Consider the following 19,783-nt stretch of genomic DNA (forward strand, 5'->3'; position numbering starts at 1 on the left):
AAAAACTCCGGCGGAGGAACAAAGCCTTATCTTAGGCTATTTTCCCCCGCCGGTGCCAAGCTTCGGATTAGATCAAAAACGCATGAGCGCCACGCCAATCACTCTATGCACGCCTCCTGCGGCTGATGCACTGCGATGTAACGTTGGAAACGCGCAGGTTTAAGCCGAGTGAGATCGACCAGCACCAGCCCATCAATACAGTTATTGAAGGCCGGATCGGTGCCAAAATCGATGAACTGCACCCCTCCCGGCTCACACAGCTCGGTATATTGTTTATACAACGTGGGGATCGAACAGCCGATATTGCTCAACAGGCTTTTTAGCCGCACCAGATCTTCCTGATAGTTATCGCCGGCAAACTGCGCCAGCACCTGAGGTAACGAGGCGGGATACGGCTGCCGCGACTGCGCCAGCGCGCTGTCCGGCGAGAAATACAGCCGGTAGAAGGCGATCAGCAGATCGCGCGCCGTTACCGGCATCCCACCCGAAATGGACACCGGGCCAAAAAGATAGCGGTACTGCGGGTACTTCGCCAGGTAGGCGCCAATGCCCAGCCACAGGTAGTCCAGCCCGCGTTTGCCCCAGTAGGCCGGCTGAATGAAACTGCGGCCCAGCTCAATCCCCTGCGCCAGAATAGGTGCCATATCGCGGTCATAATGGAACAGGCTGTTGCTGTAAATGCCTTCCAGGCCCTTGCGTTCCAACTGCTCGGCGGTTGGGATAAAGCGGTAAGCGCCGACAATCTCCAACTCGTCCGCGTCCCACAGCACCAGGTGGTAATAGTCGTCGTCGTAGCTGTCCAGATCGCGGCGGCGACCGGAGCCTTCCCCCACCGCGCGGAAAGCGATTTCGCGCAGGCGTCCTAGTTCACGCAGGATAGGCGTACGCGCTTCATCCTGACGGCGATACAGGAAGATGATTTTGCCGTCCGGGGTAACCCCCAGCCGCTCACAGTTTGCCAGCGCTTTCTTCAGTTCCAGTCGGTCTTCCGGCAAGGCTATCGGAGATTCGCTGGCAAACAATCCTTCTTTACCCTGTCCCAGGCGATAAACGTGTCGGCGGAAACGCTCCGCCAGATCTTTCGCGCTGGTATGGCCGTCGTGCCAGTTGGCAAAGGGAATACGGCCACCCACGCGGATTTTAATGCGCCCGCCCTGCTGCTGGAACATTTCGCGCACCAGTAATAGCGTGGACAGAGGTCGATAAACCAGGGAGGTGAAGTAGAATAAATTGCTGTTACGGGCGCTGATGTGGATCGGCACAATCGGTGCGCGCGCCTTGGCCGCCAGACGCAAGAAACCGGTATGCCAATGCCCGTCACGAATGCCTTTCGGGCTCATGCGCGACACTTCGCCAGCGGGGAACAGGATCAGCGCACCCTGCTTGTCCAATTGCGCCTGCATACCTTCAATTTGCTTGCGGCTGGTCTTATAGGCGACGTTGTCCACCGGTACGAACAGGCTGCGCAGCGGTTCGATGTAGGTCAGCAGTTGGCTGGCCACCACTTTGACATCCGGCCGCACCGCCGCGACCGCTCGCAGCAGCACCAGTCCGTCAAGTGACCCTATCGGGTGATTAGCCACCAGCACCACCGGTCCCTGGCTCGGGATATTTTCCAGATCGCCATCCACCAGTTCACAACTGAGGTTGAAGTAGTCCACCACCTGCTCGATCAGATCCAGGCCTTTCAGATGGGGATAATCGGCGGCAAACTGTTTGAATTCTTTTTCGAAGAGTAAAGTTCTCAGCAGGCTACGCTGCCAGGCAGGGGTATTGCGGTGTGGAAATGCATCATGCAACAGAGAGTCCAAGCTAAACATCGCGTTATCTCCTGGCTTAGTCGCTGCAAAATTAAGCCAGCGCTATGACCCTAACATGTCAGTAACATGACAAAAAAATGAAATCCCTCGACCTATCAGGTATAGCAAATTATTGAAAACTTGGTGGCGACACTCTGCTTGTCGCCCCCTCGCCGCATTTTATGCCAATTAAATCAGCGCTTCGATCCGCTGATTCACCGCATCACGCAGCCGCAGCAGCGGTGCTGCCTGATGCGGATAACGTTTAAAAGTGATACGCATCCCCAGTTCCTGTTCAATCAATGCCTCTACCGTGTGGCGATCCGTCAGGCTTTCCAACAGCTGCAGCGCACGCATGTCCTGCAAGCCCTGATGCAGTACCCGTAACCGCAGCGACTCCACCGGCGTCAGGTTTTCGCCAGGGTAAACCACAAAGGCGTCGCCGGAAGGAAACGCATTTCGGCAATCGGTCACCGCGTAGGGGTTAAGTTTTTCTCGCGAATGGCCGCTGTTATAGAAGTTGAACCCCCAGTGCAGAAAACCGCTGATGTTGTACAGGTAAAGCTGGATGCCCAGAATACGATTACGCGCCGAAGGTTGAGCAAAGAAACGGTTGGCCACCTCGGTCTTTTGCACGCAGCAGTAATAGGCCCACAGGCCCGGAACCGGATGCTCAAGGAAAGCGTCTATATGGTCGGTAGCGGCCACTGGCGTTTCCACCAGTCCTTGCCGGTAAAACGCGTAGTCTGACAGCGCGTCAAAAGTGCGGAACCCGGCCAGCAGCGGGCGCAAGGCGGCAACGGCACGCTGATAAACGGCGATGTTCTCCAGCGTCGGCTCATCCGAGATATGGAACCAGACCTGCTGTTGCAACTGGCGATCGCGGAACCAGGCGGTCAACGCTGGCAACAGCGCCTGCAAAAACTGTTGATACTCCTGCGCGTGGGCGTCAGTGTGCCAACCGAACAGCGGGCAAAGTGCGCCGTCGATCTCCGCCAGAATTTTTGGCGCATGCGCCGCCCCCCACTGGGTGAACAACGGGGCAATCTCAAAATGTTCAATCCCCTCTTCCTGCGCCATATCCACCCACTGGGCCAGCCGCTGGAAATCAAACCGATAACCCTGCGCGGAACGCTGTACGCCAATCAACTGTACCGTGGTGCGCTCGCCGCCGACGGCGGTATCCAGCGGTGGCGTGAAGATCGGTGTCAGCAGCATGTTGACTCCGCTGTTAACCGCACAGCGAACAAAGTTGCGTACCGCCAGCCAGTATTCGGGACTGAACACCGGCACGCGGTAATAATCCGCCAGACAATCGGTATGCACCCATTCGGTGTGCAACAGGGTTTGCGGCGGCAGTTCGACCGGGACAATATGCAGCGTCAGGGCGGCGCTGGCCAGGGCTTCGCCGCTGATAACATCAAACAAGGTCAGGTTCAGCGGGCAATCCCCGCCTGGCACAGGCGTCGACGGCGGTGTATAGGTCAGCCAAAGGCAGCCGTAATAATTGTTGGCGACAAAGAAACGCTGCTCGGTCAGCGGCATCAGCGGATCGGGAAATAACCCCGGCTCGGTACGCAGATAGTTCTCATCGGTCTGGGCATAACAGGGAAAGTGGCTGGGTACCGATTGCACCTGCCGCACGCTGATATACTCCGCCAAGGATCCCTCAAGACGGTAGCTTAATTCACGCCGAGTTTCGTTATCTGCCCGGTGAAGGCAATAAACCCCCTGCCAGGAAATCATTTCATTGCTCAGGCCACTCAACTTATTTATTTGATCAATCTGTGGTGCATTGTGGCTGTGGAATATCTTTTCCAGACTGTGAGTAAAAGTCAATGAAAGGCGCATGGCAATAATCTCGCTCTAATGGGGAAATACCGATGAGTGATTTTCAGGCTAAACCCTTTTATCGATTCAAACAATAGTGGTCATTCAAAAAACGGCGTTTACGTCGAGGCAAAGCCTGCCGATACAATTTTTTTGTTTATTTGCATCACAAAAATGAAAGATACCCAGACATGCACAATAAAAATGTTTTTAATCCCCATTATGGTGCAAGGGTTATCACTTATTCCTATGACCCCAGCAGCCAGTCATTGCCCAACGGCAGGGCCAAAACTGCCGCAGAAGGTTAACGAATTGTGAACAACTTACGCTTTCGGTTTACGCCCCAACCCTTTCGATCTTAACAACACCGAAACATTCGCGCCCCATTTTTGGGCAGATCGGGGTGTATTGACACATTGAAAGTTAAGGGATAGAAAGAATTCACGTTACGAAAATATTTATTCGTCGTCCACCGAGGGGAAAGCAATGTCACCGATAAAAAATACCGGCCGTCTTCTGGCGCATTCTGCCATTGCGACGGCATTATTATTGCCGACCATGTTATATGCCGCCGATCAAATAACTTTGCGTTATGCCGTATGGGACAGAAATCAATTACCGGCCGAGCAGGAAATCGCCAAGCGCTTTGAAAAAGAAAACCCAAACATTAAAATAGCCATAGAATTAACGCCGTCGGCACAATACTTCGTTAAATTGGATTCCGCCGCAGCTGGCGGCGTAGCGCCAGATATATTCTGGATAAATATGCCTTATTTTGTTCAATATGCCAAAAACGGCATTATGCAACCTTTAACACCTTATATTAGCGGCAGCAGCGTCAAACTAAATGACGTGGTCGCCAGTTCGGTAAAAGCCTATCAGTATGCCGGCCAACAGATGGCCATCCCGCGCGACGTGGACTCTATTGCGGTGTGGTACAACAAAAAGCTGTTCGATCAGGCCGGTGTCAGCTACCCCACCAGCGATTGGAACTGGGACGACCTGAAAACCAAAGCCGCAGCCTTGAAAACCGGCTTGAAAGGCAGTGCCTTCCCGTTGGTGATGGACCTTAGCATCGACGGCCAGGACAGCTACATGAACCTGCTGTTCCAGAACGGCAACCACATCGTCCCGAAAGACGGCCAGCCGACCGACATCGCCAACGACAAGTCCATCTGGGTATATCAGCAGCTGCAGTCAATGATGAAAGACGGGCTGATGCCCAGCGCCCAGCAAATGAGCGAAGTCAAAACCGAGAACATCTTCCAGTCCAACCGCGCAGCCATGGTGTATGCCGGCTCGTGGTTAGCGGCCCCGTTCGCCAACAACCCGCTGATTAACGACCATATCGGCGTGGTAATGATGCCGAAAATCGAACGTCAATCCGGCGTGGCGCACAGCCTGGCGTTCGCCATGTCCGCCAACAGCGCCCACAAACAAGAAGCCTGGAAATACATCGAGTTTATGAGCACCGAAGCTTCGCAAACCGAGTTGGCGAAAGTGGTGATCCCGGCCAATAAAGTGGCGGCGAAAGCCTGGGCGGCGGAGATCAAGAAGGTCGATGTTACGCCTTATATCGACACTCTCAACGTGACCGAGGCCTACCCGACCGCCGGGACCAACACGCCAAAATGGCAGAACATGTGGATAGCCAGTCTGAAGAAAATCTTTATGGGCGCGGATGCCAAACCCGAGATGGATAAGTCGGTCAAGAAGATCGAACGCATCATGGAGCAGTAATCGCCCCGTGCCGGCTGCGCCTGCCCGAAGGCGCGGCCGACACGGAACACCGCAAAGCCGTTACTGGTGAGGAATGGCAACATGTCGCTGGCAGATACCTACGGTGCCCTAAAACAACAAAAAAGCATCCCACGTCCTGCGCTCAGCCGCCTGGAGCGCGCCGAGCGTTTTTGGGGTTGGGTGATGATTTTACCGCTGTTGATTGGGTTGACGGTATTTTACTTCATCCCTTTTTTGCAGAACATCTTTTACAGCTTTACCGACCTCAATCAGTTTATGCGCTGGAGCACCCTCAGCGTCGATAACTACGTCAATCTGTTTGAAGACGACGATTTCTACACCGCCGCCGGCAACACCCTGTTCTATGTGGTGGTGTGTGTACCGGTCAGCCTGAGCCTGTCGCTACTGCTGGCCATTGGCCTCAACCAAAATATCCGTGGCAAGGCGCTGTTGCGCACCCTGCTGTTCCTGCCGGCGGTCACCATGCCCGCCGCGGTGGCGATGGTGTGGCAATGGCTGTTCAACAAGGACTTCGGCCTGATTAACCAGGCGATTGGCCAACTGGGTATTTCACCGGTGGCCTGGCTATCCGATCCGGACGTGGTGCGCATCAGCGTTTCCATCATCATTATCTGGTCGTCTCTGGCGCTGAAAATCATCATTTTACTGGCCGGTTTGCAGAGCATTCCACGCCAGCTGTATGAGGCCGCCGACATCGATGGCATCAGCACCCTGCGTCGCTTCTTCTGTATTACCCTGCCGATGATGGTCCCGACGCTGTTCTTCGTTTCGGTAATGAGTTTTATCGAGATCCTGCAAATCTTTGACGTGGTGTTTTTGATGTTTGACCGCGCGCTGGTGGAAAGCGACGTGATGACCGTCACCAACCTGTTCTACAAATACGCCTTTTACCTGCAGGAGAAAGGTTACGCCTCCGCCATCACCGTGGTGCTGTTCGCCGTCACCCTGCTGATCACCCTGATTCAAATGATGATTGGCAAACGCCTGAAAGTGAGCTGAGGAGCCGCGACGATGAGCATAAGTAAAAGAACGCTGGTGTATCTGTTTATGGTGTTGGCGGCGTTGGCTTCGGTCGTGCCGTTTATCTGGATGCTGGTCACCTCGCTGAAAACTCAGGCCGAGAGTATCCAGATCCCGCTGACGCTGCTGCCGGCCCACCCCAGCCTGCAGGCCTACGGTAAGATCATGCGCGAAATCCCCTTCGCCGATTTTTACCTGAACTCGCTGTTGGCCACTTTTTTCACCGTCACCCTGCAAATGGTGATCGCCACCATGGCCGCCTACGGTTTCTCGCGCCTGCATTTTCGCGGCCGTGATGCGGTGTTTCTGGTGTGTATTTCCATCCTGATGGTGCCCGGGCAAGCCTTTTTGATCCCGCAATTTCTGGTGGTGCAAAAGTTGGGGCTGGTGAACAGCATCACCGGGCTGGTGTTGCCTGGCATCTTCAGTATTTATGCCACTTTCCTGCTGCGCCAGTTCTTCCTCGCGGTACCGAAGGAGATGGAGGAAGCCGCACTGATTGACGGTTACAGCTACTTCGCCATCTTCTGGCGCATCATGCTGCCGCTGATCCGGCCTGGCATTATCGCCTGCATCATCATCAACGGCCTGTGGAGCTGGAACAACCTGATGTGGCCGCTGATCGTCAACACCACCACCGAGAAGCTGACGCTGCCGGTCGGGCTGGCATCGCTGTCGAGCCGCGCCGGGGTGGAGTATCCGCTACTGATGGCCGGGGCGCTGATGGCAGTGATCCCCATGCTGATGCTGTTCATTCTTTTCCAACGTTACTTCATCCAGGGCATCGCCAGCGCTGGGGTAAAAGGCTAACCGCGAACACAAGGTAAATAACATGGCCGGTATTCAGTTAAACAATGTGAAGAAGGTATACCCCAACGGTTTCAATGCGCTGCACGGGGTCGATCTGGACATTAAAGACGGCGAATTTATGGTCTTCGTCGGGCCGTCCGGCTGCGCCAAATCTACCCTGCTGCGCATGATCGCCGGGTTGGAGAGCGTCAGCGAAGGCCAGATCCTGATCCACGATCGCTGCGTCAACGACACCATGCCAAAAGATCGCGGCATCGCCATGGTGTTCCAGAACTATGCGCTTTACCCGCACATGACGGTCTACAAGAACATGGCGTTCGGCCTGATCGGCAAGGAAAGCAAAGCCGAAATTGACCGTCGGGTGCGTGATGCCGCCGAAAAGCTGGAGATCACCAACCTGCTGCAGCGCAAACCGGGTCAGCTGTCCGGCGGACAGTGCCAGCGCGTGGCGGTCGGCCGCGCCATCGTGCGCAAACCCAAGGTGTTTCTGTTCGACGAGCCGCTTTCCAATCTGGACGCCAAGCTGCGCGTCTCAATGCGCGTCCAACTGATCGAACTGCATAACCAACTGAAACAGGAAGGCGCCGCCGCCACCATGGTGTACGTCACCCACGATCAGGTGGAGGCGATGACCATGGGCGACCGCATCTGCGTGATGAACCGTGGCGCCATTATGCAGGTGGATAAACCCATTAACCTCTACCACCAGCCCGCTAACCGCTTCGTCGCCGAGTTTATCGGCAGCCCGTCGATGAACCTGCACGACATGGCGGTGACTCGTAGCGCACAGGGTATTGGGCTGCGCATCGGCAATGAATATCCGCTCGAACTGCCGCCGGCGCTGCAACAACAGCTGGAAAGTTATCCGCACCCGCGTGTGTGTCTGGGCATCCGTCCGGAGTCTCTGCGGCTGTGTGCGCCCGGCAGCAGCAACTGCTTCCCGGCGAAGATTGTCACCATCGAACGCATGGGCAACGAAGAGCTGCTGCACTGTGAACTGGCTGAACTGCGCTTTGTGCTGCGTATGGCGTCGCAACCAGACTGGGAGCCACGTCTGGGAGAACAGATCCATCTGGCTTTCGATCTGACCCGTGCGCACCTGTTTGATGAAATCAGCGGCCAAAACCTCAAATAACAAGATCGGAGAACGAGCAATGTCGTCAGCTAAACAAAATGGTTTTGCCGGTCGCCCGGTTCAGGTTCTGGTGATTGGCGCCGGGGCACGCGGTGAAATTTACTCGCGCTACGCGTTGGCGCATCCGGATTTAATGCAGGTCGTCGCGGTAGCCGAACCGCGTGATATTTATCGGCAGCAGTTCGTCGAACAGCACGGCATTTCGGCGGATAAGGTGTTCACCGACTGGCAACAAGCCGCCGACGCCGGAAAACTGGCCGATGCGGTGCTGATCTGCACCCAGGATACCCTGCACCTGGCACCGGCGCTGGCCTTTGCCAAACAGGGTTATGCCATGCTGTTGGAAAAACCGCTTTCGCCGGTAGCCAGCGAGTGTCGCACCATCGTTGAAGAGGTGGTACGTCAGAAGCTGATTTTCTCGGTCGGCCACGTACTGCGCTACACGCGCTACACCCAAAAACTCAAGCAACTGCTGCGCGATAACGTGATTGGCGACATCGTCAGCCTGCAGCATCTGGAACCGGTAGGCTACTGGCATCAGGCACACTCCTTTGTTCGCGGCAACTGGCGCAACGACAATGAAGCCGCCTTTATGCTACTGCAGAAGTCCTGTCACGACATTGACTGGATCCGTTACATCATGGAACTGCCCTGCGAACAGATCAGTTCGTTCGGCGGTTTACGCCATTTTCGCCAGGAGAACCAGCCTGCCGGTGCGGCTGACAACTGCCTTGACTGCGCCGTGGAAGCCAGCTGTCCTTACTCCGCCAAGCGTATTTACCTTGGCGACGATCACAAGGCCACGCCGGGCTTCCTGCGCGTATTAACGCCCGAGGTCAGCCAATCACACCTGCAGGCGGCGCTGCGCGACGGTCAGTATGGCCGCTGCGTCTACCGCTGCGACAATAACGTGGTCGATCACCAGGTGGTCAATATGCAGTTTGCCGGTGGCCGCACCGCCTCCTTCACCATGACCGCCTTTACCCGACTGGAAGATCGCAAAACCCGTATTTTCGGCAGCCACGGTTGCCTTGAGGGCGACGGTCGCTATATCCGTATCACTTCGTTCGTTGACGACAGTGAAAAAGTGTACGACGTCGAAGAAGCCGACGATCTGCATGCCATGTCCGGCCACGGCGGCGGCGACTACTACCTGATGCAGCATTTCATTGACGCGATCCGCACTAACGATCCATCGCAGGTGCTGTCCGGACCGGCGGAAACGCTGGAAAGCCATCTGATGGTCTTCGCTGCGGAACGCGCACGCCGAGAATCTGCGGTAATTACCCTGAGTGGAGCCTGAAACGTGGAAATATCACAGATGCGTTACGGTTTCGACATCGGCGGCACCAAGATTGAAATGGCGGCCTACGATCGCCAATTGCGGCAGGTGCTGTGCCAACGGGTGAGCACGCCTACCGGCGATTACCGCGCATTTTTGTCCTGTATCCAGCAATTGGTCGATCATGCCGATCGCGAACTGCACACCCAGGGCAGCATCGGCATCGGCTTGCCGGGCGTGACCGATCCCCGCAGCCGTAAGCAGTTGGCGGTTAACGTCCCCTGCCTCACCGGGCACTGCCTGGCGGACGATTTGGCCCATGAACTGGCGCGGCCGGTTGAAGTTGAAAACGACTGTCGCTGCTTCGCCCTTTCCGAGGCCAGCACGCCGCAAACCGAGCATCTGGCGCTGGTCTTCGGCGCCATTATCGGCACCGGTGCCGGCGGCGGGCTGGTGATGAACAAGCAATTGCACAAGGGCCGTAACGGGCTGGCCGGTGAATGGGGCCATACGCCGATCTCTGCTCAGTTGGCGCAGCGTTACGATTTACCGTTGTTTACCTGCAACTGCGGCCTGACCGGTTGTTTTGAACGCTACGTTTCCGGCAGCGGTCTGCTGGCGCTAAGCCGTCATTTCGGCCATCGCGCCGACAGCGTACCGGCGCTGATCGCCCATTACCGGCACGGAGATCCGCTGGCACAGCGGCTGATAGCGATGTACGTCGATATTCTGGCCAGCGCCCTGGCAGGGCTGCAATTGCTGCTGGACGTTGACGCCTTCGTGCTCGGCGGCGGACTGTCGAACGTCGGGGAGCTGTACGCCCTGCTACCGCCGGCCATGAGCGCCTGGCTGTTGCCGGGTACCGAACCGGCGGCAGTCTATCCGCCAGTGCACGGTGACAGCAGCGGCGTACGAGGGGCCGCATTATTACGCCAAAGCTGGCAATAAAAAACAGTGAAACGCCAAACGGGAATAAATGAATGTCGTGGCTTTCATCCTGCTTTCGACAAATTACCTCAGGCGGTGAGTTGCCGCCTGATAAATAACGAATTACCGCTTTTCACTTTATTTTTCGGCCGCTTTCGGTTGATCACCAATCGAAAGCAAAAACAAATATAACCAGTTGATACATATGGATTTTTATAAATTTATCGGTTGCATTTCATTGTTTCGTTTGCTGTAATTTGCCACGAACAACTGAAAGCACTCCTGTCAGATTAGCTGCGACGCATTGCGCCGCGGCAGGGTATGACTACAGCTAAATCGGGAGTCACGCGTTAATGATAAATACCGTAAAACGACGGGAATTAATTATCGACCAGCTTTGTCGCGAAGGCTCGGTGCGCGTCGAGCAACTCAGCGCCCAGTTTTCTGTTTCCAGCGTCACCATCCGCAGCGATTTGCGCCAGCTGGAAAAAAGCGGCTGTGCGGTGCGCGCTTACGGCGGCGCAATGCTCAATAAACAGTTTGCCTTCGACCGCCCGCTGCAAGACAAGGGCCGCATCAATCGCGACGTGAAATACGCCATTGCCTGCGCCGCGGCGGAATTGGTTAACGACGGCGATGCCATCATCCTCGACTCCGGCTCCACCACCAGCCAGATGGCGCAGCAACTGGTCGGCAAGAAAGACCTGGTAGTGATGACCAATGCGCTGAACATCGCGTTCGAACTGGCCAACAACGAACAGGTTGATCTGATGGTGGTGGGCGGCAGCGTACGGCGCAAATCCTGGTCACTGTATGGCCCGGCGGCGGAGCAGCATATGCGGCAATTTCGTTTCGACAAGCTGTTTCTCGGCGTCGACGGTTTTGACCTGCTCAGCGGCATCACCACGCCAGATCCTGGTGAAGCGCAGCTCAACCGCGCGATGTGCGACGTAGCGCGCGAAGTGATCGCCGTTGCAGACGCCAGCAAATTCGGTCGCACCAGCTTTTGCATGATCCGTGAAATTGGCCAAATCCAGCGTTTGGTCACCGACAGCCGCATCCCGGAAAACTACCTGCATGCGCTGAACCATTTAGGTGTCGACGTGATTATCGCCGACCGTTAACCGAGGCTTTTCAAGGAGTTTTCAACATGAACGGTTATTTTGCTTACGATGCGGGCTGGCTGGAACAACGGCATGCGCTGCATACCGCACGTGAGATCTGGCAACAGCCTGATTTATGGGACGCCCTGCACCGACAGCTGCAGGAGCAACAAGCCTTGTGGCAACCTTTCCTAGCACCGCTGTTGGCCAATCCTCGCCTGCAGATTGTGCTGTGCGGTGCGGGCAGCTCGGCCTTCGCCGGCCGCGCGTTAGCGCCCTGGCTACGTGAAAAAACCGGTCGTGACGTGGTGGCCTATGGCACCACCGATATCGTCGCCAACCCACACCAATATCTGGATCTGACGCGCCCAACCCTGCTGGTTTCTTTTGCCCGTTCCGGCAACAGCCCGGAAAGTGTCGCGACAGTCGAACTGGCCGACCAACTGCTGCCGGAAAGTTATCACCTGATGCTGGTTTGTAACCCGGACAGCCAATTGGCGCACTATGCCCATCAGCGCGAGAACGTCTGTTCGTTAGTGATGCCGCAAGGCTCCAACGATCAAAGCTTCGCCATGACTTCCAGTTTCAGCTGCATGATGCTGTCCGCCGCGCTGTTGCTCGGACCGCACTCCCTTTCCGAGGCCCAACGCCCACTCGCGACCATGGTGGCGCGCTGCCGCGAACTGCGTGAAACGCTGCAACCACAGGTAAAAGCGTTCGCGGCCAGCGGTTTTCGACGCTACATCACGCTGGGCGGCAGTTGTTTCACCGGGCTGGCGGAAGAGGCTTCGTTGAAAATGCTGGAACTGACCGCCGGGCAGATTGTCACCCGCTACGACTCACCGCTTGGCCTGCGCCATGGGCCCAAATTTATGGTCGATGATCAAACGCTGGTGCTGCTGATGTTCTCCAGCGGTGACTACGCCCGCCAATACGATCGCGATTTGTGGAACGAACTGCATCGCGATGGTCTGGCGATGCAGATGGTCGGCTTGACCGGCAGTGCGCAGCCGGTATCGGACATGATGCTGAACCTGCACCACGCCGAAGACGACGTCTGGCTGCTGTTCCCTTACCTGTTATTCACCCAAATGCTGGCCTTTGAAAGCTCGCTGGCGCTTGGCATGACGCCGGACAACCCATGCCCGACCGGTGAAGTTAACCGGGTGGTTAAAGGCGTCACCATTTACCGTTATCCGTCTTCTGTGGCGTAAGGAATCTCTATGTACCTGATATCCAACCGGGAAATGCTGCAAAAAGCACAACGCCAGGGTTATGCCGTACCGGCGTTCAACGTCCATAATCTGGAAACCGTGCAGGTGGTGGCGGAGACCGCCGCCGAATTGCGCTCGCCGGTGATCATGGCCGGCACGCCCGGCACCTTCAGCTATGCCGGCACCGACTATTTGATCGGTATCTGCCAGGCGGCCGCACGCCGTTACGATCTGCCGTTAGCGCTGCATCTGGACCATCACGAAGAGATGGACGATATCGAATACAAGGTCAAAAGCGGCATTCGTTCGGTGATGATCGACGGCTCACATCTGCCGTTCGAACAGAACATCGCCAAAGTGGCTGAGGCCGTCGCATTGTGCCATCGCTACGGCGCCAGCGTTGAGGCAGAATTGGGCCGCCTCGGGGGCCAGGAGGATGACCTGATTGTCGACTCCACCGACAGCTTCTTCACCGATCCGGCCGCCGCGCGCGAGTTTGTCACCGCTACCGGCATCGATTCGCTGGCGGTAGCCATCGGATCGGCTCACGGGCTGTACCACGGCGAACCCAAGCTGGACTTCGACCGCCTGGCGCTAATCCGCGAGCAGGTCGACATTCCACTGGTACTGCACGGCGCATCCGGTATTCCAGAAGCCATGGTGAAACGCGCCATTTCTCTAGGGGTGTGCAAGGTCAACGTCGCCACTGAGCTAAAAATCGCTTTTGCCGACGCGGTGAAAAACTATTTTTCACAACATCCCGATGCCAACGATCCGCGTAAATACATCGTGCCCGGCAAGCTGGCGATGAAAGAAGTGGTGGCAGAGAAAATCCGTATCTGCGGCAGCAGCGGCATGCTGTAACTCAGCATAAATCACCACGTTTGGCCGTAGTTTCAGTTTCAACTGCGGCCACTCCGCATTTTTTAACGTGATGCGCTTCACAGTAAAACCGCCATACTCCCTCGTCATTCATTAAGCCGACTTCACTATGATCTAAATCATGGTTTTGCCAGCCCCCCCTCCCTATTATCAAATCCATCAAGACTAAATATTAAGAATAGTATATAAACCATTCTACAAGGAGGGCGCGACTAATTCGATTTTTGGCGATCATCAACTTGCCTGATTGATTTTTGTTTAATTGGACTGTTTTATTTTCCTGTTTCATTTTTAAAAAGGAATTAATAATGAACCATTCTCTCATGGCATTGATGCTATTGGCCCTGCTACCCGCAACCCTGCAGGCTGCTCAACGAACCAGTCACCACGTGGCTTCCGGTACTATACGCTTTATCGGCGAGATCACCTCACCGGCCTGTACTATCCAACATAGAAATGAAGAAACCATTTCTCGCTGTTCAGGTTTGATATCGGCTCAGGGTCAACGCCCTATCACTAGCTCATTGAACAATATGCCACCAGAATTAGTTTCCAACGTGACCACCGAGATAATTAATAATAACGACCGGTTGAAGAACATCACCATCAGCTATAAGTAATGGGGGCATTTTATTGTTAACCCTGCTTGGTGTGATAAACATTATTGATATATTATAAATTTATTTTATAAATAAGCCCCTTTGTACCCCACTCATTTTTCAGTCGTCAGTATGGGCAACCTGAGGTTGCCCATCTTCATGTCCGGAATCCGCCATCGTCCCGCCTGGTTTCGTGCAATAATCTGCCCATCAAACGAGAGGAGTGATCAAAATGCAGACTTTTTTTATTGATCGTATGGCGACGCCGGTGGGTGAGCTGGTGTTGATTGCCGATGAGCAGGACCGCTTGCGCGCTATCGACTGGACGGAACACGAAACCCGCCTGATGAAGCTGCTGAATACCCATTACCGAGCCGATCGTTTTCAACTGGTGGACAAGGCTAACCCCGGTGGTCTGACCGATGCCATGCAGCGCTATTTTTCCGGTGAACTGGATGTGATCAACGATCTGCCGGTCATGACGGCCGGCACTGAGTTCCAGCGCAGTGTCTGGCAGCAACTGCGCCAGATCCCGTGCGGCGAGATCATCACCTACGGTGAACTTGCTAAGCGTATTGGGCGCCCAACGGCGTCCCGTGCGGTGGGGATGGCCAACGGCTCCAACCCCATCAGCATCGTAGTGCCCTGCCATCGGGTGATTGGCTCACAGGGCGCATTGACCGGCTATGCCGGTGGCGTTCAGCGTAAACAGTGGCTGTTGAAACACGAAGGCTACCTGCAAAACGATCTGCTTTAATTCAACCCACCGGAATAGCGCAGCTCACTATGGGCTAATCCGGTGGCTTATTAATGAGGAGCATAGTCCGGCGGGACCCCGCTATCCGGCGCCGAGGGAACGTAGTCCGGCGGTATAGTTGATGCAGGCTGTACATCCTCAGAGGTGTAACCGTAACCCACTGGTACCTTATTGCCTTTGGCATACATACACTGGCTGTAAACCCTGTCGTAGCGATCCTGCAAATCGGCGCTACTGCCCGAGGCCGAACTTCCGGCCATTGAACTGCCCACCAGCAATCCGCCGCCGGCACCAATAAGCGCACCAGGTCCAGCATCTCCGGATACCGCGCCGATCAACGCCCCTGCTGCCGCGCCAACCACCGTGCCGGCGGCGGCGGTGCCAGCCGCGCTGTCATTCGCCGTCTGAGCACCGTTTCCTACGCTGTTCTGTGCATAGCCGCGGCACAACGCCTCATCACGGTTGAATTGTTCATAGCTCTTGCCGGTACCCGGCAAGCTCATCACTTCCGGTCCAGCAGGCGGCGTCACGCAACCGCACAGCCCTGATACCAAAGCCAGTAAAGTAAAAACAGGGAGTAATTTCATCACCGATCCGCCTCAGATTTACCGGGACGCCGAGCTGTCTGGCACCACTTTCATCCAGCCGTCAGGACAACGCGCCACCTGCGGGTAGTAACCTGCCGGACGTCGGCAGTAATATGCGTAGGCTGGGGCCCTTTCTATGTAATTCTGTGGCGGTGACGGTGCCACGTAGACCACCGGTGGCGGAGCATAATAGACCGGCGGTGGCCCCCAGGGGATACCTATTACTACCCGCGGGCCATAATAACCGTGCCCATAATAGCCATGGCCGTAATAGCCATGGCCATAGTAGCCGTGTGCAAACGAGGCCGTACTTGCCGCCATCAATGCCCCTGTTGCCAGCATTAACAACATGACCTTTTTCATCATTGACTCCTCAACCAATGGTCACCTCACCCAATAACAAGATAACGCTCGTCTGGGAGTTCTCTGCGGCAAAGATTGGGATGAATGCGATCGGTTTTCGCCAACAAATGTGTACAAATATTGGTCTGGATACGCAAAAAGGCGCTCAAAAGGCAGGGTTAAATGCTGCTTACTGAAAAATACGCTACGCTACCCCGCATTTCTTGCGGATACGGAGAACCAAGCGCGTCGACCGTCCCTTGGCGTAACTAGCAAATAAATCGAAATATTTCAGCCAGCTACAGAACAATCGGCTGCAAGCCTGCTTAATATTCGCACAGAATGCCCCCGTTCTTATTAATGCTACCCTTATCACCTGCCGGAAAAGATGTTAAAATTGACGCATATCAATTATTGAATGAGCGTAATCTATGATCCCGGAAAAACGCGTGATTCGTCGTATCCAGTCTGGTGGTTGTGCGATCCATTGTCAGGATTGCAGTATCAGCCAGCTGTGTATTCCTTTTACTCTTAATGCGCACGAGTTGGACCAGCTCGACAACATTATCGAAAGGAAAAAGCCTATCCAGAAGGGCCAGACCCTGTTCAAGGCCGGCGATGAACTGAAATCGCTGTACGCTATCCGCTCCGGGACCATCAAGAGTTACACCATTACCGAACAGGGTGACGAGCAAATCACCGGCTTCCATCTGGCGGGCGATCTGGTCGGTTTTGATGCTATCGGCGGTCTGAAGCACCCAAGCTTCGCTCAGGCGTTGGAAACCTCGATGGTATGCGAAATCCCATTCGAAACGTTGGATGACCTGTCCGGTAAAATGCCTAATCTGCGCCAACAGATCATGCGTCTGATGAGCGGCGAGATTAAAGGTGACCAGGACATGATCCTGCTGTTGTCGAAGAAGAATGCCGAAGAGCGTCTGGCGGCATTCGTCTACAACCTGTCGCGCCGCTTTGCGGAGCGGGGTTTCTCACCGCGCGAGTTCCGCCTGACCATGACCCGCGGCGATATCGGCAACTACCTCGGCCTGACGGTTGAAACCATCAGTCGCCTGCTGGGCCGTTTCCAAAAAAGCGAAATTCTCAGCGTTAAAGGCAAATACATCACCATCGAAAACGTCGATGCCCTGTCTGTGCTGGCCGGCACGCCACGCATTAACGTCACCGTAAACGCCTGATCCCTATGCTGGGTTAATCATTCGACAGAATTATTGACCCAGCACACCTCTGCCGCTGTTCTGTTTTTCAATGTTGGGTTACTCTGTAAATTGACAGACTGTTGATTTTCAGCTGTAAGGAGGCCCTATGGCGAAGTATCAGAATCTTCTGGTGGCTATTGACCCCAATCAGGACGACCAGCCGGCGCTGCGCCGGGCGGTATACCTGATAAAACGCAATGGCGGGCGCATTAAGGCCTTCCTGCCTATTTATGACTTCTCTTACGAGATGACGACTCTGCTCTCGCCGGACGAAAGAACGGCAATGCGGCAAGGCGTTATCAGTCAACGCGCCGCTTGGATCACCGAGCAATGTCGTTTTTATCTCGACGAAGGCGTGCCCATTGAAATCAAAGTGGTCTGGCATAACCGCCCTTATGAGGCGATTATTCAGGAAGTGATCGCCGGTAAGCACGATCTGCTGCTGAAAATGGCGCACCAACACGACCGTCTTGAATCCGTCATTTTCACCCCAACCGATTGGCATCTGTTACGCAAATGCCCGTGCCCGGTGTGGATGGTCAAAGATCAGCCCTGGCCTGAAGGCAGTAAAGCGGTGGTTGCGGTTAACCTGGCCAGTGAAGAACCCTATCACGATCCCTTGAACATCAAACTGGTGCAGGAGACCGTTGAGTTGGCGCATAACGTCAACCAAACGGAAGTGCATCTGGTCGGCGCTTACCCCGTCACCCCCATCAATATCGCCATTGAGCTGCCTGATTTTGACCCCAGCGTATATAACGATGCCATCCGCGGACAGCATCTGATTGCCATGAAGGCGTTAAGACAGAAATTCGGCATTAACGAAGAGTTCACCCACGTTGAAAAAGGCCTGCCGGAAGAGGTAATCCCCGACCTGGCTGAGCACCTGCAGGCGGGCGTCGTGGTATTGGGTACCTTGGGCCGTACCGGCATCTCGGCGGCGTTTATCGGCAATACCGCCGAACATGTGATCGACCATCTGAAATGTGACCTGCTGGTGATCAAGCCAGAAAACTTCAACTGTCCGATCGAAGTTGACGAAGATGATGAGCACGACGACGAAGACTGATGTTTGACGCATAAAAAAACGGGCCCAAGGGCCCGTTTTTATTTGCCTGCGCGTTACGCCTGTAGCGCACGCAGAATCGCTTCCACACTCTCTTTGGCGTCACCAAACAGCATCTGGGTGTTCTCCTTGAAGAACAGCGGGTTCTGGACGCCGGCGTAACCGGTGTTCATCGAACGCTTGAAGGCAATCACATTCTGCGCCTTCCACACTTCCAGTACCGGCATGCCGGCGATCGGGCTACGTGGATCTTCCAGCGCGGCAGGGTTCACCGTATCGTTAGCGCCAATCACCAACACGGTGTCGGTATCAGGGAAATCTTCGTTGATTTCATCCATTTCCAACACCACGTCGTAAGGCACCTTGGCTTCAGCCAGCAGTACGTTCATGTGGCCAGGCAAACGCCCGGCAACCGGGTGGATACCGAAACGTACTTTGATGCCACGCGCGCGCAGTTTCTCGGTGATTTCCGCCACCGGATACTGCGCCTGAGCGACCGCCATGCCATAGCCTGGGGTGATGATCACCGAAGTGGAGTTCTTCAACTGCTCGGCAACTTCTTCCGCGGTCGTTTCGCGATACTCACCCATTTCTTCCGCATTACCGGTCGAAGAACCGTCGGTACCGAAGCCGCCGGCGATTACGCTGATAAACGAACGGTTCATCGCCTTACACATAATGTAAGACAGGATGGCACCCGAAGAGCCTACCAGTGCCCCGGTCACGATCAGCAGATCGTTGCTCAGCATGAAGCCCGCCGCTGCCGCTGCCCAGCCCGAATAGGAGTTGAGCATCGACACCACCACCGGCATATCTGCCCCGCCGATGGAAGCCACCAGATGCCAGCCAAACGCCAACGCGATAGCGGTCATCAGCACCAATGCCACTGCCTGCCAGCCCACGCTGTCGGCACGAACAAACACCACCAGCAGCAGGAAGGAGACGACCAGGGCCGCCAAATTCATTTTGTGGCGATTTGGCAGCGCCAAAGGTTTGGACGAGATGATACCGCGCAGCTTACCAAAGGCGACAATCGAACCTGTGAAGGTCACCGCACCGATAAAGATACCGAGGAACACTTCGGTCAGATGGATGTTTTCCATCACCGGTTCCATCGGCGCACCGTGATCCAGATAGCTGTTTAAGCCCACCAGTACCGCCGCCAGGCCGACAAAGCTGTGCAGTACCGCCACCAGCTCTGGCATTTCGGTCATTTCGACCTTCTTCGCCAGATAGACCCCAATAGAACCGCCGATAATCATCGCGATGATGATCCAGCCCACGTTGCCGGAATCCGGCCCGAGAATGGTGGCGATCAGCGCAATCGCCATCCCTGCGATACCAAACAGATTGCCCCGCTTGGACGTTTCATGGCGCGATAAACCCGCCAGGCTGCAGATAAACAAAATAGCGGCAACAATGTATGCAGCTGTAACTAATCCTCCAGACATG

The 19,783-nt window shown here is 55.3% G+C and carries 18 protein-coding genes; 13 read left to right on the forward strand and 5 right to left on the reverse strand.

Annotated features, from left to right (window positions below):
- Positions 1-98: 98 nt before the first annotated feature.
- Together olsF and AC1RKG_RS03005 are read right to left on the reverse strand one after the other, a co-directional pair.
- Positions 99-1,820, reverse strand: a complete 1,722-nt coding sequence (olsF, locus tag AC1RKG_RS03000; RefSeq protein ID WP_020827038.1) for an ornithine lipid synthase OlsF — start codon at positions 1,818-1,820, stop codon at positions 99-101.
- A gap of 168 nt (positions 1,821-1,988) precedes the next feature.
- Positions 1,989-3,650, reverse strand: coding sequence for a DUF4091 domain-containing protein (locus AC1RKG_RS03005; RefSeq protein ID WP_493181990.1), 1,662 nt, complete (start codon positions 3,648-3,650; stop codon positions 1,989-1,991).
- 465 nt (positions 3,651-4,115) lie between these two features.
- Here AC1RKG_RS03005 and AC1RKG_RS03010 point away from each other — a divergent pair, with 465 nt between their 5' ends.
- From AC1RKG_RS03010 to ogt, 11 genes are all read left to right on the forward strand, one after another.
- Entirely contained in the window at positions 4,116-5,369 is a 1,254-nt protein-coding gene (locus AC1RKG_RS03010) for an ABC transporter substrate-binding protein (RefSeq protein ID WP_493181991.1), read from the forward strand.
- 81 nt (positions 5,370-5,450) lie between these two features.
- Entirely contained in the window at positions 5,451-6,389 is a 939-nt protein-coding gene (locus tag AC1RKG_RS03015; protein WP_020827041.1) for a carbohydrate ABC transporter permease, read from the forward strand.
- Positions 6,390-6,401: 12 nt separating this feature from the next.
- Positions 6,402-7,220 carry a carbohydrate ABC transporter permease gene (locus AC1RKG_RS03020; protein WP_044551448.1) on the forward strand — a complete coding sequence of 273 codons (819 nt, stop codon included), beginning with the start codon at positions 6,402-6,404 and terminating at the stop codon, positions 7,218-7,220.
- Between the two features lie 22 nt (positions 7,221-7,242).
- Positions 7,243-8,355, forward strand: coding sequence for an ABC transporter ATP-binding protein (locus tag AC1RKG_RS03025; RefSeq protein ID WP_044551450.1), 1,113 nt, complete (start codon positions 7,243-7,245; stop codon positions 8,353-8,355).
- Between the two features lie 19 nt (positions 8,356-8,374).
- On the forward strand, positions 8,375-9,658 hold the full coding sequence (locus AC1RKG_RS03030) for a Gfo/Idh/MocA family protein (protein ID WP_130015809.1): 1,284 nt from the start codon (positions 8,375-8,377) through the stop codon (positions 9,656-9,658).
- 18 nt (positions 9,659-9,676) lie between these two features.
- On the forward strand, positions 9,677-10,585 hold the full coding sequence (locus tag AC1RKG_RS03035; protein WP_130015834.1) for an ROK family protein: 909 nt from the start codon (positions 9,677-9,679) through the stop codon (positions 10,583-10,585).
- A 332-nt stretch (positions 10,586-10,917) separates the two neighbouring features.
- Positions 10,918-11,688, forward strand: a complete 771-nt coding sequence (gene agaR / locus AC1RKG_RS03040; protein WP_046373443.1) for a transcriptional repressor AgaR — start codon at positions 10,918-10,920, stop codon at positions 11,686-11,688.
- Positions 11,689-11,714: 26 nt separating this feature from the next.
- Positions 11,715-12,881: an SIS domain-containing protein gene (locus tag AC1RKG_RS03045; RefSeq protein WP_020827047.1), complete on the forward strand. Its 1,167-nt coding sequence runs from the start codon at positions 11,715-11,717 to the stop codon at positions 12,879-12,881.
- Between the two features lie 9 nt (positions 12,882-12,890).
- Positions 12,891-13,745 carry a tagatose bisphosphate family class II aldolase gene (locus tag AC1RKG_RS03050; protein WP_420283390.1) on the forward strand — a complete coding sequence of 285 codons (855 nt, stop codon included), beginning with the start codon at positions 12,891-12,893 and terminating at the stop codon, positions 13,743-13,745.
- Between the two features lie 326 nt (positions 13,746-14,071).
- Positions 14,072-14,383, forward strand: coding sequence for a YmdA family protein (locus AC1RKG_RS03055; protein WP_122079457.1), 312 nt, complete (start codon positions 14,072-14,074; stop codon positions 14,381-14,383).
- 211 nt (positions 14,384-14,594) lie between these two features.
- On the forward strand, positions 14,595-15,119 hold the full coding sequence (ogt, locus tag AC1RKG_RS03060; protein WP_046373441.1) for a methylated-DNA--[protein]-cysteine S-methyltransferase: 525 nt from the start codon (positions 14,595-14,597) through the stop codon (positions 15,117-15,119).
- A 50-nt stretch (positions 15,120-15,169) separates the two neighbouring features.
- On the opposite strand, the gene AC1RKG_RS03065 is transcribed toward ogt, so the two are convergent.
- Together AC1RKG_RS03065 and AC1RKG_RS03070 are read right to left on the reverse strand one after the other, a co-directional pair.
- Positions 15,170-15,706 (reverse strand): glycine zipper family protein, encoded by a 537-nt coding sequence (locus AC1RKG_RS03065; protein WP_261286922.1) that lies wholly within the window; start codon positions 15,704-15,706, stop codon positions 15,170-15,172.
- Positions 15,707-15,724: 18 nt separating this feature from the next.
- Positions 15,725-16,072, reverse strand: coding sequence for a hypothetical protein (locus AC1RKG_RS03070; protein ID WP_236591410.1), 348 nt, complete (start codon positions 16,070-16,072; stop codon positions 15,725-15,727).
- Between the two features lie 407 nt (positions 16,073-16,479).
- Here AC1RKG_RS03070 and fnr point away from each other — a divergent pair, with 407 nt between their 5' ends.
- Together fnr and uspE are read left to right on the forward strand one after the other, a co-directional pair.
- Positions 16,480-17,244, forward strand: a complete 765-nt coding sequence (fnr, locus tag AC1RKG_RS03075) for a fumarate/nitrate reduction transcriptional regulator Fnr (RefSeq protein ID WP_012145310.1) — start codon at positions 16,480-16,482, stop codon at positions 17,242-17,244.
- Positions 17,245-17,371: 127 nt separating this feature from the next.
- Complete coding sequence (uspE, locus tag AC1RKG_RS03080; protein ID WP_020827051.1) at positions 17,372-18,334, forward strand: universal stress protein UspE; 963 nt, start codon at positions 17,372-17,374, stop codon at positions 18,332-18,334.
- 53 nt (positions 18,335-18,387) lie between these two features.
- Here the strand turns inward: uspE and pntB are convergent, their stop codons facing one another.
- On the reverse strand, positions 18,388-19,782 hold the full coding sequence (pntB, locus tag AC1RKG_RS03085) for a Re/Si-specific NAD(P)(+) transhydrogenase subunit beta (RefSeq protein WP_041414583.1): 1,395 nt from the start codon (positions 19,780-19,782) through the stop codon (positions 18,388-18,390).
- Position 19,783 lies beyond the last annotated feature (1 nt).

Source organism: Serratia sp. GW822-FHT06D09 (genome assembly GCF_058799515.1).